The sequence below is a fragment of the Yoonia rosea genome, assembly GCF_900156505.1.
Classification (GTDB): domain Bacteria; phylum Pseudomonadota; class Alphaproteobacteria; order Rhodobacterales; family Rhodobacteraceae; genus Yoonia; species Yoonia rosea.
Genome location: NZ_FTPR01000002.1, coordinates 154,504 through 180,644, shown reverse-complemented (window position 1 = coordinate 180,644; position 26,141 = coordinate 154,504). Strand labels below are relative to the sequence as shown.

At 57.8% G+C, this 26,141-nt stretch carries 26 protein-coding genes; 12 read left to right on the top strand and 14 right to left on the bottom strand.

Annotated elements, in window-relative coordinates; translation table 11 throughout:
* Position 1 precedes the first annotated feature (1 nt).
* Positions 2 to 898 carry a porin gene (locus tag B0B09_RS12105; protein ID WP_076660131.1) on the bottom strand — a complete coding sequence of 299 codons (897 nt, stop codon included), beginning with the start codon at positions 896 to 898 and terminating at the stop codon, positions 2 to 4.
* A 362-nt stretch (positions 899 to 1,260) separates the two neighbouring features.
* On the opposite strand from B0B09_RS12105, the gene B0B09_RS12100 reads away from it, so the two are divergent.
* The 4 genes from B0B09_RS12100 to holA all read left to right on the top strand — a co-directional run bounded on the left by B0B09_RS12100 (position 1,261) and on the right by holA (position 5,767).
* Positions 1,261 to 1,650 carry a DUF3576 domain-containing protein gene (locus tag B0B09_RS12100; protein ID WP_076660129.1) on the top strand — a complete coding sequence of 130 codons (390 nt, stop codon included), beginning with the start codon at positions 1,261 to 1,263 and terminating at the stop codon, positions 1,648 to 1,650.
* Positions 1,651 to 1,726: 76 nt separating this feature from the next.
* A complete protein-coding gene (leuS, locus tag B0B09_RS12095) occupies positions 1,727 to 4,273 on the top strand; it encodes a leucine--tRNA ligase (protein WP_076660127.1) in 2,547 nt (848 codons plus the stop codon).
* Entirely contained in the window at positions 4,263 to 4,745 is a 483-nt protein-coding gene (lptE, locus tag B0B09_RS12090) for an LPS assembly lipoprotein LptE (protein ID WP_084190830.1), read from the top strand. Before leuS ends, lptE begins: the two co-directional genes overlap by 11 nt.
* A complete protein-coding gene (holA, locus tag B0B09_RS12085; protein ID WP_076660122.1) occupies positions 4,745 to 5,767 on the top strand; it encodes a DNA polymerase III subunit delta in 1,023 nt (340 codons plus the stop codon). The genes lptE and holA overlap by 1 nt, the downstream gene beginning before the upstream one ends.
* 57 nt (positions 5,768 to 5,824) lie before the next feature.
* Here holA and B0B09_RS12080 read toward each other — a convergent pair whose 3' ends face one another.
* The 5 genes from B0B09_RS12080 to B0B09_RS12060 form a co-directional block, all read right to left on the bottom strand.
* Complete coding sequence (locus B0B09_RS12080; protein ID WP_076660119.1) at positions 5,825 to 6,031, bottom strand: hypothetical protein; 207 nt, start codon at positions 6,029 to 6,031, stop codon at positions 5,825 to 5,827.
* 539 nt (positions 6,032 to 6,570) lie between these two features.
* Entirely contained in the window at positions 6,571 to 7,734 is a 1,164-nt protein-coding gene (locus B0B09_RS12075) for a TIGR03862 family flavoprotein (RefSeq protein ID WP_076660117.1), read from the bottom strand.
* Positions 7,731 to 9,038 carry a mechanosensitive ion channel family protein gene (locus tag B0B09_RS12070; RefSeq protein ID WP_076660115.1) on the bottom strand — a complete coding sequence of 436 codons (1,308 nt, stop codon included), beginning with the start codon at positions 9,036 to 9,038 and terminating at the stop codon, positions 7,731 to 7,733. Before B0B09_RS12070 ends, B0B09_RS12075 begins: the two co-directional genes overlap by 4 nt.
* A 13-nt stretch (positions 9,039 to 9,051) precedes the next feature.
* Complete coding sequence (locus B0B09_RS12065) at positions 9,052 to 9,675, bottom strand: enoyl-CoA hydratase/isomerase family protein (RefSeq protein ID WP_076660113.1); 624 nt, start codon at positions 9,673 to 9,675, stop codon at positions 9,052 to 9,054.
* A complete protein-coding gene (locus B0B09_RS12060; protein ID WP_076660649.1) occupies positions 9,672 to 10,421 on the bottom strand; it encodes an SDR family oxidoreductase in 750 nt (249 codons plus the stop codon). Before B0B09_RS12060 ends, B0B09_RS12065 begins: the two co-directional genes overlap by 4 nt.
* 128 nt (positions 10,422 to 10,549) lie before the next feature.
* Between B0B09_RS12060 and B0B09_RS12055 the strand changes: the two genes are divergently transcribed.
* The 6 genes from B0B09_RS12055 (at position 10,550) to lpxK (ending at position 16,786) form a co-directional block, all read left to right on the top strand.
* Positions 10,550 to 12,052, top strand: coding sequence for a DUF2125 domain-containing protein (locus B0B09_RS12055; protein ID WP_242654423.1), 1,503 nt, complete (start codon positions 10,550 to 10,552; stop codon positions 12,050 to 12,052).
* Between the two features lie 122 nt (positions 12,053 to 12,174).
* Positions 12,175 to 13,521, top strand: coding sequence for a TldD/PmbA family protein (locus B0B09_RS12050; protein WP_076660112.1), 1,347 nt, complete (start codon positions 12,175 to 12,177; stop codon positions 13,519 to 13,521).
* Positions 13,508 to 14,299 carry a 3'(2'),5'-bisphosphate nucleotidase CysQ gene (locus tag B0B09_RS12045; protein WP_076660109.1) on the top strand — a complete coding sequence of 264 codons (792 nt, stop codon included), beginning with the start codon at positions 13,508 to 13,510 and terminating at the stop codon, positions 14,297 to 14,299. The genes B0B09_RS12050 and B0B09_RS12045 overlap by 14 nt, the downstream gene beginning before the upstream one ends.
* Positions 14,300 to 14,335: 36 nt before the next feature.
* On the top strand, positions 14,336 to 14,581 hold the full coding sequence (locus B0B09_RS12040) for a DUF4170 domain-containing protein (RefSeq protein ID WP_055295023.1): 246 nt from the start codon (positions 14,336 to 14,338) through the stop codon (positions 14,579 to 14,581).
* Positions 14,582 to 14,602: 21 nt separating this feature from the next.
* Positions 14,603 to 15,799, top strand: coding sequence for a 3-deoxy-D-manno-octulosonic acid transferase (locus tag B0B09_RS12035; protein WP_076660107.1), 1,197 nt, complete (start codon positions 14,603 to 14,605; stop codon positions 15,797 to 15,799).
* A complete protein-coding gene (lpxK, locus tag B0B09_RS12030; protein ID WP_076660104.1) occupies positions 15,800 to 16,786 on the top strand; it encodes a tetraacyldisaccharide 4'-kinase in 987 nt (328 codons plus the stop codon).
* Here the strand turns inward: lpxK and B0B09_RS12025 are convergent.
* The 3 genes from B0B09_RS12025 to B0B09_RS12015 are packed head-to-tail and all read right to left on the bottom strand — an operon-like array spanning position 16,783 to position 19,122.
* Positions 16,783 to 17,904 (bottom strand): CaiB/BaiF CoA transferase family protein, encoded by a 1,122-nt coding sequence (locus B0B09_RS12025; RefSeq protein ID WP_076660102.1) that lies wholly within the window; start codon positions 17,902 to 17,904, stop codon positions 16,783 to 16,785. The two genes, lpxK and B0B09_RS12025, sit on opposite strands and share 4 nt — an antisense overlap.
* A 31-nt stretch (positions 17,905 to 17,935) precedes the next feature.
* Complete coding sequence (locus B0B09_RS12020; RefSeq protein ID WP_055295016.1) at positions 17,936 to 18,601, bottom strand: DsbA family protein; 666 nt, start codon at positions 18,599 to 18,601, stop codon at positions 17,936 to 17,938.
* A 2-nt stretch (positions 18,602 to 18,603) separates the two neighbouring features.
* On the bottom strand, positions 18,604 to 19,122 hold the full coding sequence (locus B0B09_RS12015) for a DUF721 domain-containing protein (protein WP_055295014.1): 519 nt from the start codon (positions 19,120 to 19,122) through the stop codon (positions 18,604 to 18,606).
* Positions 19,123 to 19,244: 122 nt separating this feature from the next.
* Here B0B09_RS12015 and B0B09_RS12010 point away from each other — a divergent pair, with 122 nt between their 5' ends.
* Complete coding sequence (locus B0B09_RS12010) at positions 19,245 to 20,243, top strand: A/G-specific adenine glycosylase (protein WP_242654461.1); 999 nt, start codon at positions 19,245 to 19,247, stop codon at positions 20,241 to 20,243.
* 52 nt (positions 20,244 to 20,295) lie between these two features.
* A complete protein-coding gene (locus B0B09_RS12005) occupies positions 20,296 to 21,438 on the top strand; it encodes an alkane 1-monooxygenase (protein ID WP_076660099.1) in 1,143 nt (380 codons plus the stop codon).
* 6 nt (positions 21,439 to 21,444) lie between these two features.
* Here the strand turns inward: B0B09_RS12005 and B0B09_RS12000 are convergent, their stop codons facing one another.
* The 5 genes from B0B09_RS12000 to B0B09_RS11980 are packed head-to-tail and all read right to left on the bottom strand — an operon-like array spanning position 21,445 to position 26,037.
* Positions 21,445 to 22,182, bottom strand: a complete 738-nt coding sequence (locus tag B0B09_RS12000; RefSeq protein WP_076660097.1) for an SDR family NAD(P)-dependent oxidoreductase — start codon at positions 22,180 to 22,182, stop codon at positions 21,445 to 21,447.
* Between the two features lie 2 nt (positions 22,183 to 22,184).
* Positions 22,185 to 22,757, bottom strand: a complete 573-nt coding sequence (locus tag B0B09_RS11995; protein ID WP_076660095.1) for a DUF3833 family protein — start codon at positions 22,755 to 22,757, stop codon at positions 22,185 to 22,187.
* A 3-nt stretch (positions 22,758 to 22,760) separates the two neighbouring features.
* Positions 22,761 to 23,987 (bottom strand): MFS transporter, encoded by a 1,227-nt coding sequence (locus tag B0B09_RS11990; RefSeq protein ID WP_076660093.1) that lies wholly within the window; start codon positions 23,985 to 23,987, stop codon positions 22,761 to 22,763.
* Positions 23,984 to 24,742 carry a DUF1365 domain-containing protein gene (locus B0B09_RS11985; RefSeq protein WP_076660091.1) on the bottom strand — a complete coding sequence of 253 codons (759 nt, stop codon included), beginning with the start codon at positions 24,740 to 24,742 and terminating at the stop codon, positions 23,984 to 23,986. Before B0B09_RS11985 ends, B0B09_RS11990 begins: the two co-directional genes overlap by 4 nt.
* Positions 24,739 to 26,037 (bottom strand): NAD(P)/FAD-dependent oxidoreductase, encoded by a 1,299-nt coding sequence (locus B0B09_RS11980; RefSeq protein WP_076660089.1) that lies wholly within the window; start codon positions 26,035 to 26,037, stop codon positions 24,739 to 24,741. The genes B0B09_RS11985 and B0B09_RS11980 overlap by 4 nt, the downstream gene beginning before the upstream one ends.
* Positions 26,038 to 26,141: the final 104 nt, after the last annotated feature.

The following is a 26,141-nucleotide window of genomic DNA, read 5'->3' as shown; positions in this document are numbered from 1 at the left end:
ATTAGAACTTAATTTTCATACCGAAGTCAGCAACAGTGATGCCGTCGTCGTCTGCAAATGGATCGTCAACCTGACCGATACCGCCGGCAAGTGAAACACCGCCACCGAGGTCGTATTCAGCACCAACACCAAAGTCAGCGTCGTCGTCATCAAGATCGGTTGTACCAACGGTACCAACCAATGTCAGAGCGCCAACTGGGTATGCAACAGATGCACCGTAGCCGGAGATTGTGTCGCTACCATCGTCAGCCTGGTGCCAGAAAAGGTTCAGGTCTGCGCCAGCGGCAGTAACAGAGCCGCCAAGTGCGATGACTTCAAAATCGCCACTCGCTACGTCAGCGTAAGAAATGCCGACCGAGTACATGCCGCCGTCATAGCCTGCAGCAACTACGAAGTCATCGACTGCATCCACACCAGCTTCGTCCATGCTGCCAGAAGCAGCAACAGTGATCGCACCGAACTCACCTTTTACAAGGATGTTCTGGCTTGTGATGTCGAAGAAGGCTTCTGCAACATCGTCAACGCCGATACCGTCGAAACCAACGTCGCTCAGGTTGCCAACAACAGCGTCGTCAGCCGCACCAACATCACCCAGAGTCAGCGTGATGCCACCAGCAGAGATGTAGACTTCTTCGTCGTCGGGCGCAGCTTCGCCGTTTGTGTTCAGGTCCAGGTCGAATGACGCACCAACTTCAAGGCCACCGTCTGTTGTGGTCTTGCCAGCAATGCCGAAATCCAGCTCAAGGTACTGAGTTGTTTCTTGTGCAGCATCTTCGATGTATTTTACACCGGCGACAGCTTCACCAGAAATGGTGATTGACGCACCGGAGTGTCCGTCAGCAGCGGCGAAGCCAGCTGTGAAGACAAGTGCAGTAGTAGTAAGAAGCACCTTTTTCATGGTTATATTCCCTCGTGGTTACAATTTAACTCAACTCGGGTACGCCCAAATTGATTAGCTGTGTTTTCTACCCCTTGTTATCCCATTGCAAGTTGATGAGACCGGCGGGGTGAATGGCGACGGATTCTGGTGCAACTTTGCCACAGTCGTGTCTGGCGCTATGTCAGGCTGCGTCCGGGAGAATTCTCTTGTGGCCTGAAAACCCAGTTGTTAAGTACTTACGACGCGTGAGTAAGTCCGGATTTTGACCGCGACACAACATGAATAGTTTGTTCTTTGCTTTCGTCGTCGCGGTGGGTTCGTTTGCATTTAGCGACACAGCGCTGTCAGTGATTAGGTCTTGATAGGACGGGTGAATAGCGATGATTCGCATAAGACATGCTCTTGTTTCTGTAATTTTGGTTGTCTCGCTGGCGGCTTGCGGTGGCCCGGCACCAACCCCGCGCGGGGCCGAAAGTGTGGCGGTCAACCGCTATCTGTGGGCGGCATCTTTGGATGTACTCAGCTTTCTGCCCGTGCAATCCGCTGATCCTTTTACCGGTGTCATTACAACCGGCTTTGGCACCCCGCCTGGCAGTGGACAGGCCTACCGCGCGACAATTCAGGTCAGTGACCCTGCAATGGATGCGCGTTCCTTGAACGTGAGCCTTCTGACACGCAACGGCCCTGTCGCCGCCGAAACCCAGCGCGCGGTCGAGGATGCGATCCTATCGCGTGCGCGCCAGTTGCGGATTGCTGACGGCGCGCTATAGCCATCGGCGACCAGCCCGATTATGAATAGCGCCGGGCCCACACGCCCGGCGTTTCGCTTTGAGAAAGACCAATAAGATGATCACCTACGCACCCGCCGAGATCGAGGCGAAATGGCAGGACACATGGGCCGCCGCCGAGACATTCAAGGCCGCGCGCAGCACCGACAAGCCCAAGTATTATGTGCTTGAGATGTTCCCCTATCCGTCGGGACGTATCCACATGGGCCACGTGCGCAACTACACCATGGGCGACGTGATCGCGCGGTATAAACTCGCAACGGGCCACAACGTGCTGCATCCTATGGGGTGGGACGCTTTCGGAATGCCTGCGGAAAATGCCGCAATGGCGTCAGGCGGGCACCCCAAGGATTGGACCTACGGCAATATCGCCGACATGAAGGCGCAGATGAAGCCGCTGGGCCTGTCGATTGACTGGTCCCGTGAATTCGCGACCTGTGATCCCGAATATTACGGCCAGCAGCAGGCGTTGTTTATTGATTTTCTGTCCAAAGGCCTGATTTACCGCAAGAAAGCTGTGGTGAACTGGGATCCCGTCGATATGACCGTGTTGGCGAACGAACAGGTGATCGACGGCAAGGGCTGGCGGTCGGGTGCCGAGGTCGAGCGCCGCGAACTGGTGCAATGGTTCTTCAAGATCAGCGATTATTCCGAAGAGCTGCTTGAGGCGCTGGATACGCTGGATAACTGGCCCGCCAAGGTGAAGCTGATGCAGGCCAACTGGATCGGCAAATCGCGCGGCTTGCAGTTTGCTTTCACGCGCACCGATGGCGGTGGCGAGATTGAGGTGTATACCACCCGCCCTGACACGTTGATGGGCGCGTCTTTTGTCGGCATTTCCCCCGATCATCCGCTGGCGAAAGAGCTGGAAGCGAAAGACGACAAGATAGCCGAATTCTGCGCCGAATGCCGCAAGGGTGGCACTACAGCCGAGGCGATCGAGAAGGCGGAAAAGCTGGGCTATGACACCGGCCTGCGGGTCAAGCACCCGCTGGAAGGCCACGATGATCTGCCCGTCTTTATCGCGAATTTCATCCTGATGGATTACGGCACGGGCGCGATCTTTGGCTGCCCTGCCCACGATCAACGCGACCTTGATTTCGCACGCAAATACGGGTTGCCCGTGATCAGCACCTATGCGCCTGTCAAAGACGAAGGCATTACATTGCCTGAAGATGGCGGTGACGCCTATGTGCCGCCTAAAACAGAACCTGTGATCTATATCCGCGGCTTCGCAGGCGAGACCGAGCAAACAGGCGACGCGGGTATCGCTGCGGCCATTGCCTTCTGCGAGGCCAATGGCATCGGTGAGGGCGTGACGAAATTCCGCCTGCGCGATTGGGGCCTGTCCCGCCAGCGCTATTGGGGCTGTCCAATCCCCGTGGTTCACTGTGATGACTGCGGCGTGGTGCCCGAGGCGAAAGAGAATCTGCCCGTCGAACTGCCCTATGATGTGTCCTTCGATGTGCCCGGCAACCCGCTCGACCGTCATCCGATATGGCGTGATTGTGCCTGCCCGTCTTGTGGCAAGCCCGCCCAGCGTGAAACCGACACGATGGATACCTTCGTGGATTCCTCATGGTATTTCGCGCGCTTTACAGCACCGGATGCCGACACACCGACGAACATGGAAGATGCATCCTACTGGATGAACGTCGACCAGTATATCGGCGGGATCGAGCACGCGATTCTGCACCTGCTCTACAGCCGCTTCTTTGCGCGGGCGATGCATATGACCGGCCACCTGCCGGAAAGCGCGAAAGAACCGTTCGATGCGTTGTTTACGCAAGGCATGGTGACGCACGAGATATATCAGACCAAAGACGACAAAGACCGTCCTGTCTATCACCTGCCCGAGGATGTGACCGACGGGAAGCTGGCCGATGGCACAGAGGTTGAGATCATCCCTTCGGCGAAAATGTCGAAGTCGAAAAAGAACGTGGTCGACCCCGATGATATCTTGGCGAAATACGGCGCGGATACCGCGCGTTGGTTTGTCTTGTCCGACAGCCCGCCCGAGCGGGACGTGGAGTGGACGGCATCGGGCGCCGAGGCAACCTATAAACACTTGGGCCGCGTTTACCGTGTGACGTCCGAAATTGCCGGTATGGACACTGCGACCGGTGAGGGCGATGCGGATCTGCTGCGCGCCATGCACAAGGCAATCCATGATGTGACGATGGGTGTCGAAACCTTCGGATTTAACGCGGCGATCGCCAAGCTTTACGCCTTTACCAACGCGCTTGCGAAATCAAAGGCTGGCGGTGCTGCAAAACGCGAAGCCGCACTTGTGCTGGCGCAACTGATGTCGCCCATGACGCCGCATCTGTCCGAGGAAATCTGGTCCATGCTGGGCGGTGAGGGTCTGATTGCCAACGCCCCTTGGCCGGTTGCGGATGAGGCGATGCTGGTCGAAGACACGGTGACGATGCCGATCCAGATCAACGGTAAGCGGCGTGCCGAAATACAGGTTCCCGCCGACGCCAGCAAAGAGGCTGTCGAAGAGCTCGCCTTGGGCCTTGAGGTCGTGCAAACTGCCCTTGGTGGTGCAGCACCCAAAAAGCTGATCGTCGTTCCTGGAAGGATCGTGAATATTGTCATCTAGCCTCACACCCCGCCGCACTGTCCTGCTTGTCCTGTTGGGTCTGGCGGGCTGCGGCTTTGCGCCGATCTATGGCACAGATACGGGGTTGCGGGGGCGTGTTGCCTTTGAGACGGACGCGAGCGTTGCGGGCTTTCGCCTGCGCGAGCAGCTGGAAAAGCGGCTAGGGCGCAGTGTGGCACCGGAATATGCACTCAAGACAACGGTACGTTCCAGCCAGCGGGCGGCAGCGATTACATCAGAGGGTGACACTTCGCGCTTTAACATTGTTGGCGTAGCCACGTGGAGATTGATCGCGCTGGATGATGGCCGCCAGATCGATGGCGGCGAGGTCGAGGCCTTTACAAGTTACTCTGCCACAGGATCAACCAACGCAACGCAAGCCACGCGCGATGACGCCGAAGCGCGGGTGTCGGTGATCCTTGCTGATCTGATTGTCAGCCGTGTCCTGATCCGCGCCACCGAGCTTGACTGATGAAGCTGACGGGGGCCGCGGCGAATAACTACTTCCGGCAGCCGGACCCGTCCCATATGGCGCTTTTGATCTTTGGCGCCGATCCGATGCGGGTGGCCGACAAGCGCCAACTCGCAATCAACGCACTGGTCGGCCCGCAAGGCGAAGAGGAAATGCGCCTGACACGGATCAGTGCCTCTGATTTGCGCAAGGATCCTGCAATGCTGGATGATGCGATCAAGGCACAGGGGTTTTTTCCTGGGCATAGGGTCGCTTTTGTTGAGGACGCCACGGATGGTCTGTCAAAGGTTATCGCCGCAGCCTTGGCCGACTGGCAGCCCGGTGATGCACAAGTTGTGATTACGGCCGCCCAGCTGACCGCGAAATCTGCCCTTCGGAAGGTGGTTGAGGGGTATAGCAACGCTGTATCTATCGGCCTCTACGATGATCCGCCGACGATGGCCGATGTCGAGTTGGCGTTGAAAGATGCCGGTGTCGCCCTGCCTGACCGTGATGTGATGGATGCGCTCCTGGCGCTGGCCAACAGTCTCGAACCCGGGGATTTCAGACAAACGATCGAGAAGGTGAGCCTATACAAGCGTGGCGATGACAGCCCGCTGAGCATCGCCGACATCATGGCCAACGCACCCCAATCTGCCGAGGTGGACGTTGACGATGTACTGGAAATCGTGGCCACAGGTCAGGCTGATCAACTGGGCCCGATTTTGCGCAGTCTCTATGCGCAGGGTGTCACGCCGGTGACGCTTTGCATCGGGGCAATGCGCCATTTTCGCAGGCTGCATGTGGTCGCCTCGGATCCGGGTGGGCCTGCGGCAGGTGTGGGGCGGCTAAGGCCCCCTGTCTTTGGCCCGCGACGTGACAAGATCGTCAGGCAGGCCGGCCAGTGGGGGCGTGACCGTCTGGAAAAGGCGCTGACAGCGCTGACAGATGTCGATCTGCAACTCCGCTCTGCAAGTACCGCGCCGCAGAATGCGCTGATGGAGCGGACATTGATCCGGCTCGCAATGATAGCAAGGCGTTGATACGAAAAAAGGCAGGCCAATAGGCCTGCCTTTCAAAACAAGATCGTCGATCCTGATTTACTGGTCAGCTGCTGCTGCGATCAGAACTGCAGCAAGCACGCCCAGAACTACGTATACTGGGCTGATTGACGAAGCTGCTGGTGCTGGTGCCTCAGCTACGACGACTGGTGCTTCCATGACTTCTTCAGCCATGCCACCAGCAGAAGCTGCGGCGCCGGATACTGCAAGAGCTGCTGCAGCTGCAAGTGTTGTTGTAATGCGCATAGTGTTACTCCATTTGTGCAAGGGGTCTAACGGCCAAAGCGTGACCGACCCACATTGTCGCACTGAATCAGGGATTTCATGCGAATCCTAGATGCAAAAGTTAAGGGGTTGTCATCTTCCTCCGGGCTCCAGGAGCGTATCTTCGGCGGCTGAACGCGTAAGCGCCGATAGTGCATTGAATTTAATAGATAAATAAATCGCACATTCAAGACTGGCTGATTATTCGTTCTCAACTGGCTGATGCTCGGATTGCCGCTGATTGCGTAATTCTTGTGCCTTCGGTGCATAAATGCAACGGTCTGCCTAGTCTAACGGGCTTTCGGGGTTATGCAAATGACAGTGGTTCTCGTTGTGATTGAATAACGTACCACCAGCGACTCATTTAGTGTTCGCAATGGGCCTTAGTCTAGCGCACAACATGCCCTCCTGCCATTCCGTCAGGGTGAGAGACCCATAGCTTACACTCTTTTTGGAATAAACAATCTGGATGGTGTGGCGGCCTTGTGCCAATGCTTTTCGAGCCCACGTTCTTCTTGCGCTTACGCGCAGCAAAGCGTGGCGGCGGCTAGGCCTGCGCGCCGTCCTGTCGCAAGACACGCCGTGATCAGGTAGCCCCCTGTTGGTGCCTCCCAATCCAGCATTTCGCCTGCGCAGAACACACCAAAGCGCTGTTTCAGCATCAGATCATCGGTGAGCGCACTGAACCTGACGCCGCCCGCAGTGGAAATCGCTTCGTCCATGGGCCGTGGCCCTTGGTGCGCGACGGGGAGAGCCTTGATCAGTGGCGCAAGATCATCGGGCAAGGGTCGCCCGCATTCCATCAGCAACGCCGTCTGCACCGGCGAAAACCTTAGCACTTTGCGCAGGTGGTTGGACAAGCTTGCCTTGCCGCGTGGTTTTTGCAGCGCCGTGCGGATCTTGTCCTCGGGCCAGTCAGGCAGCAAATCAATGGTCAGCGGTGCCCCTTCGCGCATGGCTTTCGACACCATATAGATGCCGCCACCTTCGATGCCGCGTTCAGAGATGACGCACTCGCCACGTGTGCTCCGGTTGCCTGCCGCTAAGCCCACCGATTTCACCGGCACACCCAGATAGGGGGCCATATGGGGCGACCAATCCACCACAAATCCCATATTTGCAGGGGCAAAGGGTGCGACCTGATCCTGCAGATGCGCGGCCCAAGCCCCGTTTGCCCCAAGGCGCGCCCAACTGGCGCCACCTGTTGCAAGGATGGTCACCTTTGGTGCAATAGAGACCGTGCCGTCGGGTGTCTCAAAACGCAAAGCGTCGCCCTGCCAGCCCTCCCAACGCCAACGTGTTTCGATGCGCACGCCCCCTGCCTGCAAGCGGGCGAGCCATGCGCGCAGCAAAGGTGAGGCTTTCATCACGGTGGGAAAGACTCGACCAGTCGAACCGGTAAAGACGGTTTGCCCCAGACCTTCCGCCCAAGCCATCACCTGTTCCGGGCCGAAATCATCAAGCGCATTCATGAGCGCCGCCGGAAGGTCTCTGCCGTAGGCCGCAAGAAAAGCGGCACTTGGCTCAACCTTGGTGATGTTCAGTCCTGATTTGCCTGCCATCAGGAATTTCCGCCCCACCGATGGCATGGCATCGGCGATGGTCACTGAAACACCGGCCTTGGCCAATTGCTCGGCGGCCATCAGGCCAGCGGGCCCCGCACCAATGACCACGGCATCGCTCACGCGGGCATGGGTCCTTTGATCTCGACCACACGGTGTGGATAGGGGATTTCGATATCGTTTTCCTTGAGGGCATTCCAGATTAGGAACAGCACGTCAGAGGCGTATTTGTTCTTGCCGTCGTCAATGCCTTCGACCCAGAATTCAACCCCGAAATCCACGCCGCTATCGCCAAACCCGCGTAATTCGCAGTCAGGGCCTTCGGGATCTTGCAGGACACCGGGGTGCTTTGAGACGGCGGCCTCAATGATGGCGGGGACACGGTTGATATCGGTGTCGTAGCTTACGGAAAATGCCACCTCGAGCCGGTTTGCTGACCCGGAGTCTGAGTAATTGACCACCCGCGTGGTGATGAAATCCTCATTCGGCACAACAATCCAACGGCCATCGAAAGTCTCAAGGATCGTTGCGCGTGCCCCCATCTTGATGATGGTTCCGGCTTCGCCGCCGTCCAGTTCGACATAATCACCGACGGTGGCTTGACCCTCGACCATCAGGATCACGCCAGAGATAAAGTTGGATGCGATTTTTTGCAGACCGAAACCAAGGCCCACACCAATGGCACCCCCGATGATCGCCAGGGAACTCAGGTTGATCCCCATCACATTCATCAGGATCAGGAAGGCGACGGTGAAGATCGCAAATTCAGAGGCCTTGATCGCCAGTTGCCGGATCGCCGGCCGCATGGGTTGTTGCGTGATGTAAGAGGAGGACTGCGCGTTTGACCATTGGCCCAGCCAGAACAGCAGGCTGCCGACAATAAGCCCGCGCACGATGGAAAGCGCAGAGAAACTGATATTGCCAAGTGTCACCCGCGCCGCGTCGAGCGCCATCGTAACTTCATCAAGAAAACCAAGCGCATAGAGCGCCGCGACAGGGACCAGAATATAGCGCGCCAGAAGGCGCAGAAAGGCGTCCGTGACGATATCTTTGGCCAGTGCGCGGGCGGCAAGAAAAAGGAAGACACGCTTGCCGAATGCGATGACTTCACCGGACCCGAAGAGGGACCGCGTGACGCTTTCGCCGACGGCGGTGAACCCATAAGCCAAGAGCGGCAAGGTGAGCGGTAGGAAGATGAGCAGGAAGCGGCGCGCCTTGGAGAGGATGGATCGGTTGGCCGCATCCGGTGTGAGCAATGTGCGCAGGCGCGGCGTAATAATCCCGCTCGCGATCCGTGCCAGAAGGTAGGCACCGATCAGAAGCGCAAATTGCGACCATGCCGCCGGTGAAAGAAGCCAGCCTTGCGCAAGGACCAGTGCCTGATCAAAAGCGTTATGGGCCTGCGCCATCAATCCGTTTGGTTCCATCCGCGCCCGCCCTTTACTGTTTAAACGCTTCTACTGTCATGCGTTTGATCGCTGCAATATGCTCCGGCGCGGCAGAGAGCGCATCTGCCCCAAGATTTTGTGCGGTTTCAAGCAGCGCATCAGGGGTGGTGATCTGGTCCACCAATCCCCATTGGAGCGCCCGTTCCGCCTTGATCTTTTGTCCTGCCATCAGAATCATCTTGGCGCGCGCGGGCCCGACAAGCCGTGTCAGGCGCGGGGGATCAGAGGGTTGCGGCAGAAAGCCCAGCTTCATCACCGGATAAAAGAACTTTGCCCCTGTAACGGCGATCCGCAGATCGCAGGCGAGCACCATGCCAAATGCGCCGCCTGCCACTGTGCCGTTCAGGGCTGCGATGGTGAGGCACGGCAAGGATGCGATCGCGCCCGAGAGCCGTTCCCAGACCGGATCGGTGGCAAGTCCTGCACGCGCGGCTTCCAAATCTGCACCGGCGCTAAAGACACCGCCCGTGCCTGTCAGAATGAAGAGTTTCGCATCCTGTGCCGCCTCTGCGGTCTCGGCCAGCCGGATCAGCATATCACGCGTCAACGCGCCCGCTTTGTCGGGGCGGTCAATGGTGACGACCCATGTGTCACCATCCTTGTCACATCGGATCATATAAGCCCGACCTTTTTGCGGATATCCTCGTCACGCAGGCTGACGTCATCGCCCAAGAAATCGTCGGCCTCGGGTGTGCACATCCACAACAGCGCCTGTGCGGGCCACTCGGGCGGGATATGGACGGACCAGTCAAGCTGGCTGACCGGATTGATGCCTGACGCCTTGATTTCACGCTGCATTTGCGTGGCTACCGTGCCGGGCGAGAGGCCCAAGATCCGCAGGCCTTTCTCGCGGGACTCCTTGTCGGCTGTGCGCGTGAGCATATAGACGGCGGCCTTGGAACTGCAGTAGGCCGACCAGCCCTCGACCGGACCATGGGCGGCACCGGACGAGATGTTGATGATCGTCCCGTGTCCTTGGGCGATCATGCCGGGCATTGCGGCATGCATCCCGTGCATCACGCCTTTGAGGTTGATGTCGATGGTGCGTGACCACGCCTCTGGATCGGTGTCTTGCAGGTGGCCAATGGGCTCAACCACGCCTGCGTTATTGATCAGAACATCCAACCCGCCAAATGTGCGCGCGGTTGCGGCAACGGCCGAGGCAACATCGGAATAGCGCGACACATCGCAGGGGATCGCAAGTGCTTTTTCCCCGATTTGTCCGGCAATTTCGGCAATCTCGTCAGTGCTGCGGGCAACCAGTGCGACGTTCGCCCCTGCTTCGGCAAAGGCATAGGCGGCGGCCGCGCCGATGCCGCGGCTGGCCCCGGTGATAAGTACGGTTTTCCCGACTAAATTGATGTTTTTCACACAAGTCCCTTTCAGATTGCTTTTGGGATAGCTAGTTATTGTCGGAATAGTAAAGCCCATCGCCGGTATATTTCAAAGCCGGGTCCGGTGGGACAAAGATATATCGAAAGGGATCATCCATGACATATCCGACAGGAATGCGTAGTGCTGTTTGCATCGCCGCATTGATCGCTGGCAGCGCAGCGCAGGCCGACGTCACCGCCGCACAGGTCTGGGAAGACTGGAAGGCGCAGATGAGCCTTTACGGTGAAGACAGCCTGACAATCGGTGCGGAAGAGACATCAAGCGGCGTTGTGACGATCCGCGATTTGTCTTTGCGGACCACGGATGATGAAGTTACCGCCGAGATATCCGTCGGAACGATCACCTTCAACGAACAGTCCGACGGTACTGTGCGCGTGACGATGGATGATAGCTATCCAATGGTCATCACAGGCGAGGATGGTGTGGTCGTGACGCTGGCCGTCACCCAGCAAAATATGGACATGATTGTCAGCGGTGATCCGGACGCCATGAATTATGCGATCACGGCGGATCAGTATGGTATTGCCCTTCAGGATGTTGTGGACGGCGATATCACCTTTACTGGTGACGCGCAGGTGATGGTGAACGACATCGACATGAGATATCAGACCGAAACCGGCGATCTGCGCGAAATCTCGTATAACGGGACAATCGGATCAGTCGACCTGCTGGTTGATTTTCAGATTCCCGGCGGCAATGGCGAATATGTGACTGCGGGCGGTAAAATGACGGCCATTGCGGCGCAGGCTGAAATGTCGGTTCCCGCCGATGCGGATTTGAACGATCCTGATACGCTGATCGTCGACGGTTTTGCCATCGCAGGGGGCTATACGATCGACCGCTCGGATTTTGTCTTCGACATCAATGCAGATGGCGATCAGGCTTCGGGGTCAATCACGGTGGGTTCATCCACACTGACAGGTGAAATGAACAACAGCACTGTCGGTTATACGTCATCAACCAATGATGTTGCGATGAATATCGTTTCGGGTGATTTCCCGCTTCCGATTGAACTGAGCTTGGCGCAATACGGTGTGAATGTCCTATTCCCGACTGCCGCTTCTGAAGAGGCTTCGGATTTTGCCTTTGGTTTTGATCTGGTTGACCTGTCGATCAGCGATGCGCTTTGGGATCTTTTCGATGCGGGCAAGGTTTTGCCGCGCGATCCTGCGACGATCCAGCTGGCACTGAGTGGCCGTGGCAAGGCGCTGTTTGATATGTTTGATCCTGAACAGCAGGATGCGATGAACAGCGCGGAAATGCCGTACGAGCTTGAATCAGTGACGCTGGAGCGTCTGAACGTCAACGCCGCCGGTGCCGCTTTGGTGGGCAGTGGGGCCTTCACGTTTGACAACAGCGACATGGACAGCTTTGCGCCGTTGCCGCGCCCCGAAGGGTCAGCGACGATCGAGATTACGGGCTTTAACGCGCTGCTCGATAATCTGGTCGCTATGGGGCTGGTTCCCGAGCAGGATGTCATGGGCGCGCGCATGATGGTGGGGATGTTTGCCCGCTCAACCGGTGACGACCAGATGGAAACCTCTGTCGAGGTGCTGCCAAACGGTCAGGTCAACGTGAACGGCAATCGTGTACGGTAACCCATTCTTTTGAAAAAGGGGGCGCAGGTGGCGACACTTGCGCCCCTTTTCTTTTGCGCAATCCTTGGCCTTGCGGGGCAGACCTTGGCGCACTAGGTCTTTGAGCAAGCAAAGGACACACGATGACCCAATCTCTTTCAGACCTTTCCGATCAGATATTGCAAGCCGCCAAGCGCGCTGGCGCAGATGCCGCCGATGCGATTGCCGTGGATGGCACGTCGATCTCCATTACTGTGCGTGAAGGCGCCTTGGAACAGGCAGAGCGGTCCGAGGGCATCGACATCGGCTTGCGCGTCTTTGTTGGCAACCGCCAGGCCTGTGTGTCGTCATCCGATACCAAGCCAGAGACGCTGATCCAGATGGCGGAACGGGCAGTTGCGATGGCCAAGGAAGCGCCTGAAGACCCCCATGCCGGCCTTGCTGATCCGTCACAACTGGCAAGCAATACTGCGACCGAGGCGTTGGAACTTTATGATCCCAGCGACGAACCCGATCCTGCCGCGCTGCAAGAGGACGCAACGCGTGCAGAGGCGGCAGCCCTGCGCAATGCAGGCGTTTCACAGGTGCAATCCGCGTCGGCAGGTTACGGGCGTCGGCGTATCCACTTGGCTGCAACGAACGGATTTTCTGCGGGGTATGCGCGCAGTGATCGTGGTCTGTCCTGTGTCGCGATCAGCGGCACCGGCACAGGGATGGAGCGCGACTATGACTATGACAGCCGCGTGTTTCATGCCGATCTGCGTGACGCCGAAGAAATCGGACGCATCGCAGCGGAACGTGCGGTGGAACGGGCGGGCGCGAAGCGCCCCCGCACCGGGGCCTATCCGGTGCTCTTTGATGAACGTGTCGCCAGCACCCTGATCGGGAGCCTTCTGCAAGCCAGCAACGGATCCATGATTGCGCGCGGTTCAAGCTGGTTACGCGATGCCATTGGCCAACAGGTTTTGCCCAAGGGCTTGTCGATTATTGAAGACCCGCACCGCGTGCGTGTCACCGGATCAAAGCTCTTTGATGCCGAAGGATTGGCGACCACGCAGCGTGCGATTGTCGATGACGGCGTCCTGACGGGCTGGACGCTTGATCTGGCGACAGGCCGCAAGCTTGGGATGCCAAGCACGGCAAATGCCGCGCGCGGCACCAGTGCTCCACCATCGCCGAGCCTGACAAATGTGGCCCTGACCATGGGCGACAAATCACGCGATGATCTGATCCGCGAGATGGGCACAGGGCTTTTGGTGACCTCAATGATCGGGTCGACCATCAACCCCAACACGGGCGACTATTCCCGCGGTGCGGCTGGTTTCTGGGTTGAGAACGGTGAAATCGCCTATCCTGTTAACGAATGTACCGTTGCGGGTAATCTGCGCGAGATGTTGAAGACGATCCAGCCTGCCAATGACGGCCGCAGGCATCTGTCGCGCGTCGTTCCCTCGCTGTTGGTTGAAGGATTGACGCTTGCCGGAGCCTGATCTTGCGTTGCTTGTGCAAGCGGCGCGTCAGTCCGGCGACATTGCCAAGCGGTATTTTCAGCAAAATCCTGATGTGACCGATAAACCCCATGGTGCGGGGCCGGTGACAGCCGCAGATCTGGCCGTGAACGCGATGCTCGAGAATTTCCTGCAAGCAGAGCGGCCCGAATATGGCTGGCTGTCGGAGGAAACCGAGGACAATGCCGCGCGCCTGAAGACGCAGCGCCAGTTCATCATTGACCCGATCGACGGGACGCGCGCCTTTATCGAAGGCAGCAATGATTGGGCACATTCGCTTGCCGTGACCGAGAATGGCATTCCGGTCGCCGCCGCGGTGTATCTGCCGATGCGTGATATGATGTTCGCTGCCGAAATTGGTGGTGGTGCGACGCTGAACGGCGCGGTGATCAGCGCCTCTGACCCGCAGATTGATGATGCGACGATCCTTGGCGCAAGGCCGAATTTTGATGCCCGGTTCTGGAAAGGCGGGACGCTCCCGCCAGTCAAGCGCGCATTCAGGTCATCGCTTGCCTACAGGCTTTGTCTTGCGGCCGAGGGCAGTTTCGACGGGATGATCACCCTGCGCCCCAGTTGGGAATGGGATATCGCGGCGGGTGCATTGATCGTGCAAGAAGCGGGCGCCACGATTTCAGACCAACACGGTGCGCCGCTCCGTTTCAATAATACCCACCCGCAGGTTCCCGGTGTTCTGGCCGCCGGTCCACGGCTTCACGGTGATCTGCTTGCACGGCTTGAGCCATCCGCGCCAAAGGCCTAGACTGCCCCTGACACATATTTTCGCAAAGGTTTATCCATGACACAACGCCTGCACCTCGTTTTTGGCGGTGAGCTGATTGATCCAACCAAGAACGCATTCAAGGATGTGGATGCCATTGATATCGTTGGCATGTATCCAAACTACGAAGCGGCCTATAATGCGTGGAAAGGTGCCGCACAGCGCACCGTTGACAATGCGCATATGCGGTACTTCATTGCACACATCCACCGCTTGCGGGACGAAGAAACAGCGGCGTCGCCGACTGAAGAACTCGAAAGCTAAGGCAAGGCCACCGGTCAGAAAATGGCAAGATCCCTCGCAATCGCAGCTTATCTGGCAGGCTTGGGGTCACACGACCGCAAAAAGCCGCTGGCCGCGCAGCCACCCCGTCCCGCGGGCACGATCATCTGGGCACGGTGTAGCCGCCCTGATCAGTTAATGGCGATTGAAACCCTAGACCGGAAACTGGCCGAAGACGGCGATCCCATTCATATCGTGGCAACGCTGCTGCATTGGGGTCCGGAATATGCGCAACGTGCCTTGCCCGAGCCGGAGGGCCGCAATGATACCCGCGACTTCATTGCGCATTGGCGACCAGCCATGAGTATCTGGGTGAAGGGCGATCTTGACCCGATTCTTCTTTCGGAAATTGATAACGCCCGGCTCGCGTCCATCTTTGTTGATGCGACGGCTGAGGGGCTGGATGATATTGTAGGGAAATGGGTTCCCGGTGCCCGGCGCTCGATGTTGTCGCAGTTCGAGGCTGTGCTTGCACTTGATCAAGCGGCAGCGGACCGATTGATTTATGCGGGTGCACCTGCGGATAATGTTTTGGTGACGGGTGCGATGGAAGACTGCGCGCCAACATTACCCTGTAGCGAAACCGAGCGCAGCGAAATCTCCAAAGCCATCGGGACACGCCCTGTCTGGCTCGCCGCAGCTGCACCGGTGTGTGAAACTGATTACATTGCAAAGGCCCATCACGCCGCGAGCAGGCGCGCACATCGCCTCTTGCTGATTGTTGTCCCGCAGGATGCGACGATGGCCCCGGTGATTGCCGAAGAAATGCGCGAAAAGGGTTTTAATGTCGCTTTGCGGTCGGACGAGCCGGACCCATCCGAGATTACGCAGGTCTATGTGGTCGACACCGACGAAGAGCTTGGCCTGTGGTACCGCATCGCGCCGATTACCTATTTGGGGGGAACGTTGGATGGTAAAGGGTGCCGCGATCCCTTTGAGGTGGCAGCTCTGGGGTCTGCTGTTCTGTACGGCCCTCAGGTGGCCCCTTTTCAACGTCATGCAGCACGGTTGAACGCAGCAGGCGCGTCCCGTTTGCTGCGCTGTGGCAATGATCTGGGCGTTGCGGTTGAGACGCTTTTGGCTGCGGATAAAGCGGCGGAGCTCGCCCATGCGGCTTGGGATGTGACATCGCGCGGGGCTGCGGTGACGAACCGTATCGCTGCATTTATTCAGCTTCGTCTGGAAGAATTGGTTTCATAGATGCGCGCACCGTCCTTCTGGTTCACACCACCCGATCAACCAACACTGACCGCGCGCGCTTTGGCCCCCTTGGCCGCACTCTACGCCGCTGGCACCGCACGTCGTCTGCGCCGGCCTGCCAAGGTGAAGGCCAATGTGCCGGTGATTTGCATTGGCAATATCAACGCCGGCGGAACGGGTAAGACACCGACAACTATCGCTTTGATCACGCGCCTTATGGATCGCGGCCGGACCCCGCACGTCGTGTCACGGGGCTATGGCGGTCATCTTGAAGGCCCTGTGCGTGTCAGTGAACGCGATCATAAAGCAGACCAGACGGGCGATGAGCCGCTGCTTCTGGCCGCCTTTGCACCCACATGGGTGGCCAAGGACCGTGCGGCTGGTGTGCGCGCCGCGCAAGAGGCGGGCGCGGATGTGATCCTGTTGGATGACGGGTTCCAGAACCCCGATGTCGCCAAAGACCTTTCGATCGTTGTCGTCGATGCGATGCGGGGGTTTGGCAATGGCCGCGTTATTCCTGCGGGGCCCTTGCGCGAAACTGTGGCCTCGGGCCTGAAGCGGGCTGATCTGGTGCTGTCCATCGGGCCACCTGCGGCGCAAGACCGGTTTGGCGCGCAGTGGCATTTTGATGTGCCGCATCTTGTGGGCCATCTGGCCCCGTTGCCGACGGGCATGCCATGGCGTGATCTGAAGTTGTTGGCCTTCGCAGGGATCGGCCACCCCGAGAAGTTCTTTGTCACGCTCCGCGATATGGGCGCGACTTTGGTCCGCGCCGAGGCGCTGGGCGATCATCAGCCGCTGACCGAGGCTTTGATGAAACGCCTTGAGATCGAGGCAGAGGCACGCAAAGCACAGCTTGTCACGACGGAAAAAGACGCCGTGCGCCTGCCTGCCAGTTTTCGCATGAAAGTGCTGACCCTGCCTGTGCGCCTACAGCTGGTGGATTGGGGGCCGATTGATGCGGGCTTTGACCGCCTGGGGCTTTAATCCAGCAGGTCTTGGTTCGCACCCAGTTTGGGTGACGCGGTCCTTGGCGTCACATCGGCATCCGAGAACGTGATCGGCAACCGGACAGAGGGGACACCATCCAGATCAACCCGCATGCCGCGGTGGATCACTTGAGGATCGGCGAAGGTTTCTTCCAGATCGTTGATGGGGCCTGCGGGGACACCATGTGTTTCGCAGGCAGCCAAGAGATCTGCCTTGGTCCATGTCTGCGTTTTCGCTGTCAACTGTGCCGTTAGCGCATCGCGGTTCTTCAAACGCGCTGCATTGGTCGCATAGTCGGGATGCGCCGCCAATTCCGGCAGGCCCAGAAGTACACAGAAATGCTGGTACTGCCCGTCGTTCCCGCTGGCGACAATGATATGCCCGTCGGCGCAGTCAAAGACCTGATAGGGCACGATATTGGGGTGCGCGTTGCCCATCCGCCGGGGCGCGTTCCCCGTTGCCAGATAGTTCATCGCCTGATTGGTCATCACGGCAGTCGCGACATCCATCAGCGCCATATCAATATGCTGGCCCTTGCCCGTCGTGTGCCGCTGGTTCACGGCCGCAAGGATACCTGTGCAGGCATAGATGCCGGTGAAAATATCCGTGACCGCGACGCCCACTTTCTGTGGCTGCCCGTCAGGGGGGCCTGTGACGGACATCAGGCCTGACATCCCCTGAATGATATAGTCATAGCCCGCGCGTTTGGCGTAGGGCCCGGTCTGGCCAAAGCCGGTGATCGAGCAATAGATAAGACGGGGGTTAAGCGCGGAAAGACTGTCGTAGTCGAGGCCGTATTTGGCCAGCCCGCCAACCTTGAAGTTCTCGATCAGGATATCGGCGTCCGCCACAAGGCGGCGTACCTGCGCCTGACCTTCTGGGGTGCGAAAATCAATGACCACCGATTTCTTGCCGCGATTGCAGCAATGGAAATAAGCGGCGGCCTGTTCGCCCTCGTGATCGACAAAGGGAGGACCCCATTGGCGCGTGTCATCGCCTTGGGGGCTTTCGACCTTGATCACCTCGGCCCCAAGATCGGCAAGTGTCTGACCGGCAAGCGGGCCCGCAAGGACCCGCGCCAGTTCCACAACTTTCAGGCCCGCAAGAGGCTTCATTACAATTCTTTCAGTTCATGCGCGGGCTGATCTAGCCCAGCTTCCCGTCCAGAATAGCAGCGAATTCGTCATAGGCCATGTTGGAATATTTCTGGCCGTCAATCAGGAAGCTTGGCGTGCCTGTGATCCCGTCACGATCGGCATTTTCCTGATACCACGTGAACAAGGCCTCGGCCTTGGCCGCATCGCTGAGGCAGGCATCAAGTGCCGCATCATCCATGCCTGCCGTCTTGGCCAAGCGGCGCAACTCTTCAACGATTGTGGCCGGATCACCAGAGGCGAGCCAGTTGCGTTGCTCTGTGTAAAGCAGCTCTGAGAAGGCGAAGAAGAACTCAGGCGTGTCGTTGCAACGTGCAATCATTGACGCCCACAGGCCTGGACGGTCGAAATAGACCTCGCGGTAGACAAAACGAATACGGCCTGTGTCGATATAGTTTTCCTTCAGCGCCTGATACTGGTTGGCATGGAACGACGCACAGTGGGGGCAGGTGTAAGAGGCATATTCGATCACCTCAACCGGTGCATCGGGATTGCCCAGAACCATTTCGATCACTTCAGGCAGTGCACCATCGGTACCCTGCGCCATGGCCGCCCCTGGCAAAAGCCCTGTTGCAGGGTCAGGCCGTGTCAGTGTCCAACCAGCGCCCAGCGCGACCAATGCACTGCCACCTGCGGCCAAAAGAGTTCTACGTTTCATATCTACCTCTGATGCGAGTTTTGTTTTGTTAAGACATTTGCGCCCAGCGCCGTCAGCGCTGCACGCAGTTTTTCGTTTTCTACTGTTTCAGATAGGGCCTTTGCGGCCATTTGCACGGCTGGATCAGGTGTTTTCCTGACTTTTGGGGCGTGCCCGAAGGCCACGCGCCCTTCGGCAAAGCCCGTTGGCGCTGTCTGTGTGATCCGGACCCGCGAAATAGCGCGGTAGCCGTAGCAGGCATTTACCTTTTCGCGAATCTGCTCCTTTTGCATTTCCAACATGGGGGCCTGCGCCCCTGTTGTCAGCAATGTCAGCGTCGCACCCATGCCGCCCTTGCCGTAGCTGACGTTCACAGGTGTGGCGATTTGTGCCGTCGCTTGACCCACTACCTCTGCCCAATGCGTTAAAAGGCGGGTCACAGCAAAGCCGCGATCCTCGCTGGCTTTGCGCACTTTGCCTTGCATCAACGTCGCCGCGCGGGAAAATCCGCGCGTGGTGCTGGTAGGACGTGGTTCTTTCATGTCTAAGCCCTACTCTAAGATGAAAGACGCGCCAAGTCTGCGGGGCGGTTTGAAACGGGTAATAAACATTGCGTGACCTTAGTGCAGAGCTTTTGGCATGGTATGACACCCATGCGCGTGAAATGCCGTGGCGTGTTGCCCCGGCCGATCGTAAGGCGGGTGTCCTGCCTGATCCTTATGCCGTCTGGATGTCCGAGGTCATGTTGCAGCAGACAACTGTTGCGGCGGTGCGTGATTATCACCGCAAATTCATGACAGTCTGGCCCACGGTGCGGGATTTGGCGGCGGCTGATGATGCCGATGTCATGGCCGCTTGGGCGGGTTTGGGGTATTATGCCCGCGCCCGCAATTTGCTGAAATGTGCCCGCGCAGTGGTTGCCGATTATGACGGCGTGTTCCCCGATACCTATGCAGAGTTGCTAAAACTGCCCGGCATTGGCCCCTACACAGCGGCGGCTGTTGCTGCGATTGCCTTTGACCGGCCCGAGACCGTGGTCGATGGCAATGTCGAGCGTGTCATGGCGCGCCTGTACGATATTCACGCGCCCTTGCCCGGATCAAAGGCGGAACTGACTGCACGGGCCGCGGAACTGACGCCCCAGACACGCCCAGGGGATTATGCGCAGGCTGTAATGGATCTTGGCGCCACGATTTGCACGCCGCGCAGTCCGGCTTGCGGCATTTGCCCGTGGCGTGATGATTGTGCCGCGCGCATCGCCGGTACCGCAGCGGAACTGCCCAAGAAGACGCCCAAGAAAAAGACACCCACGCGATTCGGAATTGTATATGTGGCGCGCCGCACCGACGGGGCATGGCTGCTCGAGACGCGTCCGGAGACCGGCTTGCTTGGCGGGATGCTGGGGTGGCCGGGGTCTGAGTGGGGTGACAACCCCGAACCACAGCCGCCGTTCGCAGCCGATTGGAGAGAGTTAACCGAAGAGGCGCGGCATACGTTTACGCATTTTCATTTGCGGCTTAAGATTATGGTCGCGCGGACGGGTCCAGCGACGCAGCCGTTGCGCGGTGAATTCCTGTCTCAAGCCAAATTTAACCCAACTGCGTTACCGACGGCGATGCGCAAGGTGTTTGATCTTGCCAGTGTGACGTTACGCGACGATTGAGAAAAAGAACCGCCCCTCCTAGTATTTTCGTACGCATAGTTTTGGACATGAAATGGCAAACAGCCCCGCAGACTTGAAGATCGGAAAGCTACCAAGCGCGCTTCCATTCTGGTTGTCGCTTGGTTTGGTGCCACTCGCAGTTTTTGCAGCGATTCAGGGAGGCTGGGCAATTGCTCTTTTACCATTGTCGACATGGTATCTTTTTACGGCTCTGGACTATTTCGCAGGGCTGAACACGCAAAACCCGGATGTTGAAACGCCCGAAGGCGAGCTGTTTTGGTATCGCTTGATCACGCTTCTATGGGCACCGATCCAACTTGTTACACTCTTCTGGATCATGCTCTATGTGGTCCAATCCGGTCATCTGAGCAGGTTTGAAGAGTGGTTGCTTTTTGCAGCACTTGGCATTCTGTCCGGCACAATCGGGATCACCTATGCGCATGAATTGATGCACCAAAAGCCCAAACTGGAACGGTGGATGGCCGATATTCTTTTGTCATCGGTGCTGTATGCGCATTTCCGGTCCGAACATCTGCTGGTTCACCACCGCTATATCGGGACGCCACGCGATCCGGTGACCGCGCGCTACGGTGAAAGCTTCTATCGTTTCTTCCCGCGCGTGCTTTACCAATCACTTGTATCATCCTTCAAAGCCGAGAAGGCGATGTTGGCGCGCAAGGAATTGCCCTGGTTTCATCGGTCCAACCCGTTCTGGCGGTATTGGGCGCTCGAAGCCGGTTTTATCCTGCTTGCATGGGGCATCGGCGGTTGGTGGGGCGTGTTCCTGTTCGCAACACAGGCGTTCTGGGCTGTCTTCCAGCTCGAGTTGGTCGACTATGTGGAACACTACGGGCTCACACGCAAACACTTGGGCGATGGCAAATATGAACACGTGCTGCCAAGGCATTCATGGAATGCATCTCAGCGGGCCTCCAACTGGCTGCTGATCAATCTCCAGCGGCACTCTGATCACCACTACAAACCCAACCGGCGGTTTCCGTTACTTCAGACCTACGATGACGATGAGGCGCCGCAACTGCCCTATGGTTATCCGCTGATGACGATGATCGCGCTGGTCCCGCCTGCATGGCGCAAGGTCATGAACCCACGCGTCAAGGACTGGCGCCAGCGGTATTATCCAGAGATCAGGAACTGGAAACCCTACAAGAACGCCACCAATCCGATGCCGCGGTAATCGGGACTACTTGGACCCGAACAACCGATAATACATCCAATCCGGCATGAATTGCGACAAACGGAAGACCCAAGAGAAGAGCATGGGAAAGCTTTTCTTGAAGTTTTCTGTGTTCATATGCTCGAACACCTCTTTGGCTGCATCTTCTGGCGACATGATGAATGGCATGGTAAAGTCGTTCTTGTCGGTCAGGCGGGTCTTGATGAAGCCGGGGTTGATCAACTGCACTTCAATTGGAGAGGTGCGCAGATCGGCCTGCATTGATTCCGCCAAAGACATCAGGCCTGCTTTTGAAGCAGAATACCCGATCGCACCGGGCAACCCGCGGAAGCCCGAGAGCGAGCCGACCAGTACAATGTGCCCCGCCTCTTTCGCGACCATATCCTTGATAACCGCGCCGACGACACGCGATGCGCCGAGGAAGTTGACCTCGCCCATCATGTCCGCCTTCTCATTGTCCCAGTCCTGGGCCTTCATCGGCCAGTAGACGCCAGCGAGATAGACAACGCCATCAATCTCGCCTGCTTCTTTGGCGGCGGCCTCAACCGCGGCGCGGTCGGCGACATCTACATTGATATAAGAGGCTTTACCGGGAAGCTCTGCGACCAATTCCTTCAACCGGTCCTCTGATCTGGCAGACACGATCACCTCGGCCCCTGCGCGGCTCAGGCAGAACGCCACTTCGCGTCCCAACCCCTCGCTTGCGCCTACAAGCCAGTATCGTTTTCCTTGCCAGTTTTTCACAATTATTCTCCTGCGTAGGCTTTGCCTTTGGGGCGCATGGTGGCGACGAGTTCGGCCACTTTGATCCCGAACTTGCGGAACTGGCTGCGGTTCATGATTGACCCGTTGGCCATCAGATACATCCAGTCGGTGACATCAAGTGCATGCCCGCCTGCCTCTTCGGTCAGTTTGATGCGGTAGTTCAGCGAAACGGCAGAGCCTTTCTGCGCACCAAAACCGGAACCGACGAGATCAGGCGCGTCAGCCTTGATCGACCCGTCATTGCCAAGGGTCAGTGTCCATTCGCGCTCTTGCACCTGTCCACTGTCGTAATGAAAGACCTCTTTCATGGTTCCGATATTGCCGTTCCACGAGGCCTCAAAATCCGCTACGAAACGCGATGATACGCGGCCGGTTGGCCCGTAGATCACACCTTCGCAGACAATCGGTCCGTTGAATCGTTCGCGGATATCAAAGATCGGGCCGTCGGCGTAATCATCAGTTTTCTGCGCCCAGAACGACACGTAACGCTCTCGCAGGAACACGGCGATGGCCATCAAGGCTGCACCGATCAGAATGTAGGTCATAAACGACATCGTTTAGTCCTCAAGTCTTGTGGCAACCAGCAAACCGATTGCCAAAATTTTCAATAGCGATGGCACCAGTGCATAGAGCACCGTCAGCATCGTGATGGCTTCAGCGGGCAAATCGGTTGCCCCGGCCTGAAAACCGGATCGTTCAAGTAGCGGCAGCAAAACCACCGCGGCGAAGGCAAGCGTGAACTTGTTCACCAAATTCCATAGGCCAAATCCCTGTCCGCCATTTGGCGAGATGGCAGCCATACGTTTCGCAAACATCGCGGGCAGCAAAGTAAGGTCTGCGCCGATGCTTGCTCCACTTAGTACGCAGATAACCGCGAAAGGGATCACATCACCGGGCGATAAAGTGAGGGTGTAACCAAATGAAGCGACGGCAAGCACCATGGCGGCCAGCAAAACGGGTTTGGGCGAGAAGCGCCGCGCGAGCGCTGACCAAACGGGGGAAGAGACCGCGGCGGCGAGGAAAAACAGGACCAGAAGGGGCCCTTCCCAGCCTACCGCGCCCAGTTTGCTCTCGACATAAAAGAGAAAAAGTGTCGAAGAAACAGCGAGGGGGGTGGCATTCACCAAGGCCAAAACAAGCAACTTGCGTGCCGTTTTGTCGCGAATGATTTCACCGATCTGCGATGGTTCCTGACTGACCCTTTCCTTCCACTCGGGCCACATAAAGATGGCGGCGGCCACGGTGAGCGCGGTGAAGCCGTAGGCGAAGGCCGCGAAAGGATCGGCCACCACACCGATCAACACGGTGGGTACGACGGCGGCTATGCAGACACCGATCAACGCCCCGCTTTCGCGCCACGCGGCCAGCCGCACATGGCCTTGCGGGCCACTGCCGGCTTTGCTGACGCCTTGGGCGTAGAAATTGATCGTGAGGAAGCTGAATGCCGTAAAGAGCCCTGTCACCGTGATCGCGAACCACCAAAGTGGATTGATCGGCGGCGCCACCGCAAAAAGCCCTATCATCGACAGCGCCATGACACCCGCCGTCAGCGTGATCACCAGCTTCTTGGCGCTTGTCAGCCGTTCGCTGAGCCAGCCCAGAACAGGGTCCTGGATCATGTCGAAAAGGCGCATCACGAATAACAGCGTGCCGAGTGCGGCAAGGCTGACACCATAGGTGTCGGCGTAATATTTCGGCGCATATATATAGATCGGCAGGCCTGCACCCGCGAGAACGGCAGCGAAAAGCGAATAGGCGGGAAGGCGGTCGGTTAGCGCCTTCACCGGCTCACCTCGTCGGCGGGTGGTTCGGGCTGCGACCGGAACGTTGCACCTTTCCACCAGAGTTTGACCGCCTGCCAATGGATGAGTGCCAGCACGCGACGAGACCCGAAGGGTCGCCGGAGCGCCGCCTTGATGATCGCTGTATTGGTGATGGGTTTGCGTGGCCCTGTCAGCGTGGCAATCAGCCCGCCGTTGCCGCGTGAATAATCAATCCAGATGCCAATCGCGTCAGGCTGCATATCAAAACGAAACGTATAGCCGCCCTCGATTGGCTGGAACGGCGAGACATGCATCAGTTTTTGTGCCGACAGTGTTTCGTCCTTGGTGATCGCACGGCCGTCCGCATGACGACACAAGTAGGAATGGCGATCGCCAAAGGTATTTGTCACCTCGGCAATCACTGTGGTCAGCGCGTCATCCGCATCATAGCAAAGCCAGAAGGAAACAGGGTTGAACACATGACCCAGAACGCGGGGCTGAGCGAGAAGTTCAATACGTACAGCATCCTCTATCTCATAAGCTGAAAGCACGTTCCGCACCCACGCGGCTCCGACACCGGCCTTGGATGCGCCACCATGATCATTGTCATGCAGTGACATCAGGTTGCCTGCATTGCGCGAAAACAGGGTCGGGGTTGCCAGTTCGGCCTCCGCGTCCAGCAACACATAGTCGATCGAATAGCGAAAGGCGTTTTTTACCGCCCCCCGCCGTCCGTGGTAGGTCTCAGCTGCGATATGTTGAACGGTGGATGTCACTCCGCCGCGACGTTCATCCGCGCACGCGCGTCGAGTGAGCGCACGACATCCAAGGCGCTCGACAGGCCATCCTCATGGAACCCGTTCTTCATCCATGCACCGCAAAACCACGTCCGGTTCGCGCCGTTCATCGCCGCCGCCGCGTCCTGTGCGGCAATCGCTTCAAGATCATAGACGGGGTGGCGCAGTGTGACTTCGTCCCAGATCAGTTCTTCCTTGATCGGACGATTGCTGTTCAGAGTGACCATCATCTCCTCGGCTTTCAGCCAAGGCTGCAGCGAATTCATCCAGTAGGTCAAGTTGATCTCGGTATCGGTGCGCTGGGCATCCTCGGAATAGATCCACGACGACCAGACCTGACGGCGCTTGGGCATGATGGATGTATCAGAGTGCAGAACCACCTTGTTGGCTTGATACCGCACCGCGCCGAGCACAGATTGCTCAATGGCTGTGGCGTCCGACAGCATCGCCAGCGTATCGTCGGAATGGGTGGCAAAGACCACCTCGTCAAAGGCCTCCCATTCCGCGCCATCTGTTTTGACTTCGGCACCAGCCTGCGTGCGGCGTACCGCATCAATTGGCGCGCCGAGACGGGTTTCAACACCGCGTTTCATCATATCCGCCCCAAGCCGCGTGACATATTCACGCGACCCGCCATCAACCGTGTACCACTGGTGCTGGCCCGTTGCGCTGAGAAGTGCGTGGTTGTCAAAAAACTTCATCATTGCATAGGCAGGAAAATCGAGAATCTTTTCTTTCGGGGTCGACCAGATCGCGCCCGAAAATGGCAGCAGATAATGATCGCGGAAATAATCGCTGAGTTTCAGTTTCTTCAACAACTGGCCGATGGTCAGCGTCTCATCCTGACTTGCCTCGAGGCCTTTCGCGTTGAATTTCAGAATATCGCGGACCATGCGTAAAAAGCGCGGGCTTGCGATATTGCTGCGCTGGGCGAAGAGCGCGTTCATGCTGGCAAGGCCATATTCCATGCGGCCTCCGCTGAACGATGCGCCAAAGCTCATGTTGCTTTTTGTAACCGGCACATCGAGGTCGCCGAACAGCTTTGTCAGATGTGGGTAATTGGCATAGTTGAAAACGATAAAGCCCGTATCCACAGCCTGATCGCCGTTCTTGCCCGCCATCCGTGTGCGTGCATGGCCGCCAAGACGCCCCTCTGCTTCATACAACACAACTTGGTGGTTTTGTGCGAGCGCATGTGCAGCGCCCATTCCCGAAATACCGGCACCAATGACCGCAATTTTCTTGGGCGCGATCGTCCCGGTTTCGAATGGCATGGGTGGGGGGCTCCAGTTTCGCTTGATCGTTTCTTATTGTTGTTACGTCGCTGCCACTTACATGGATCATCACAAAAAAGCACCTCTGTTGTGATCCACTCCGT

Coding starts and splice junctions, on each gene's coding strand:
- B0B09_RS12105 (WP_076660131.1), bottom strand. CDS start 898: ATGAAAAAGGTGCTTCTTACTACTACTGCACTTGTCTTCACAGCTGGC.
- B0B09_RS12100 (WP_076660129.1), top strand. CDS start 1,261: ATGATTCGCATAAGACATGCTCTTGTTTCTGTAATTTTGGTTGTCTCG.
- leuS (WP_076660127.1), top strand. CDS start 1,727: ATGATCACCTACGCACCCGCCGAGATCGAGGCGAAATGGCAGGACACA.
- holA (WP_076660122.1), top strand. CDS start 4,745: ATGAAGCTGACGGGGGCCGCGGCGAATAACTACTTCCGGCAGCCGGAC.
- B0B09_RS12080 (WP_076660119.1), bottom strand. CDS start 6,031: ATGCGCATTACAACAACACTTGCAGCTGCAGCAGCTCTTGCAGTATCC.
- B0B09_RS12070 (WP_076660115.1), bottom strand. CDS start 9,038: ATGGAACCAAACGGATTGATGGCGCAGGCCCATAACGCTTTTGATCAG.
- B0B09_RS12065 (WP_076660113.1), bottom strand. CDS start 9,675: ATGATCCGATGTGACAAGGATGGTGACACATGGGTCGTCACCATTGAC.
- B0B09_RS12055 (WP_242654423.1), top strand. CDS start 10,550: ATGACATATCCGACAGGAATGCGTAGTGCTGTTTGCATCGCCGCATTG.
- B0B09_RS12050 (WP_076660112.1), top strand. CDS start 12,175: ATGACCCAATCTCTTTCAGACCTTTCCGATCAGATATTGCAAGCCGCC.
- B0B09_RS12040 (WP_055295023.1), top strand. CDS start 14,336: ATGACACAACGCCTGCACCTCGTTTTTGGCGGTGAGCTGATTGATCCA.
- B0B09_RS12035 (WP_076660107.1), top strand. CDS start 14,603: ATGGCAAGATCCCTCGCAATCGCAGCTTATCTGGCAGGCTTGGGGTCA.
- lpxK (WP_076660104.1), top strand. CDS start 15,800: ATGCGCGCACCGTCCTTCTGGTTCACACCACCCGATCAACCAACACTG.
- B0B09_RS12025 (WP_076660102.1), bottom strand. CDS start 17,904: ATGAAGCCTCTTGCGGGCCTGAAAGTTGTGGAACTGGCGCGGGTCCTT.
- B0B09_RS12020 (WP_055295016.1), bottom strand. CDS start 18,601: ATGAAACGTAGAACTCTTTTGGCCGCAGGTGGCAGTGCATTGGTCGCG.
- B0B09_RS12015 (WP_055295014.1), bottom strand. CDS start 19,122: ATGAAAGAACCACGTCCTACCAGCACCACGCGCGGATTTTCCCGCGCG.
- B0B09_RS12010 (WP_242654461.1), top strand. CDS start 19,245: ATGCCGTGGCGTGTTGCCCCGGCCGATCGTAAGGCGGGTGTCCTGCCT.
- B0B09_RS12005 (WP_076660099.1), top strand. CDS start 20,296: ATGGCAAACAGCCCCGCAGACTTGAAGATCGGAAAGCTACCAAGCGCG.
- B0B09_RS11995 (WP_076660095.1), bottom strand. CDS start 22,757: ATGTCGTTTATGACCTACATTCTGATCGGTGCAGCCTTGATGGCCATC.
- B0B09_RS11980 (WP_076660089.1), bottom strand. CDS start 26,037: ATGCCATTCGAAACCGGGACGATCGCGCCCAAGAAAATTGCGGTCATT.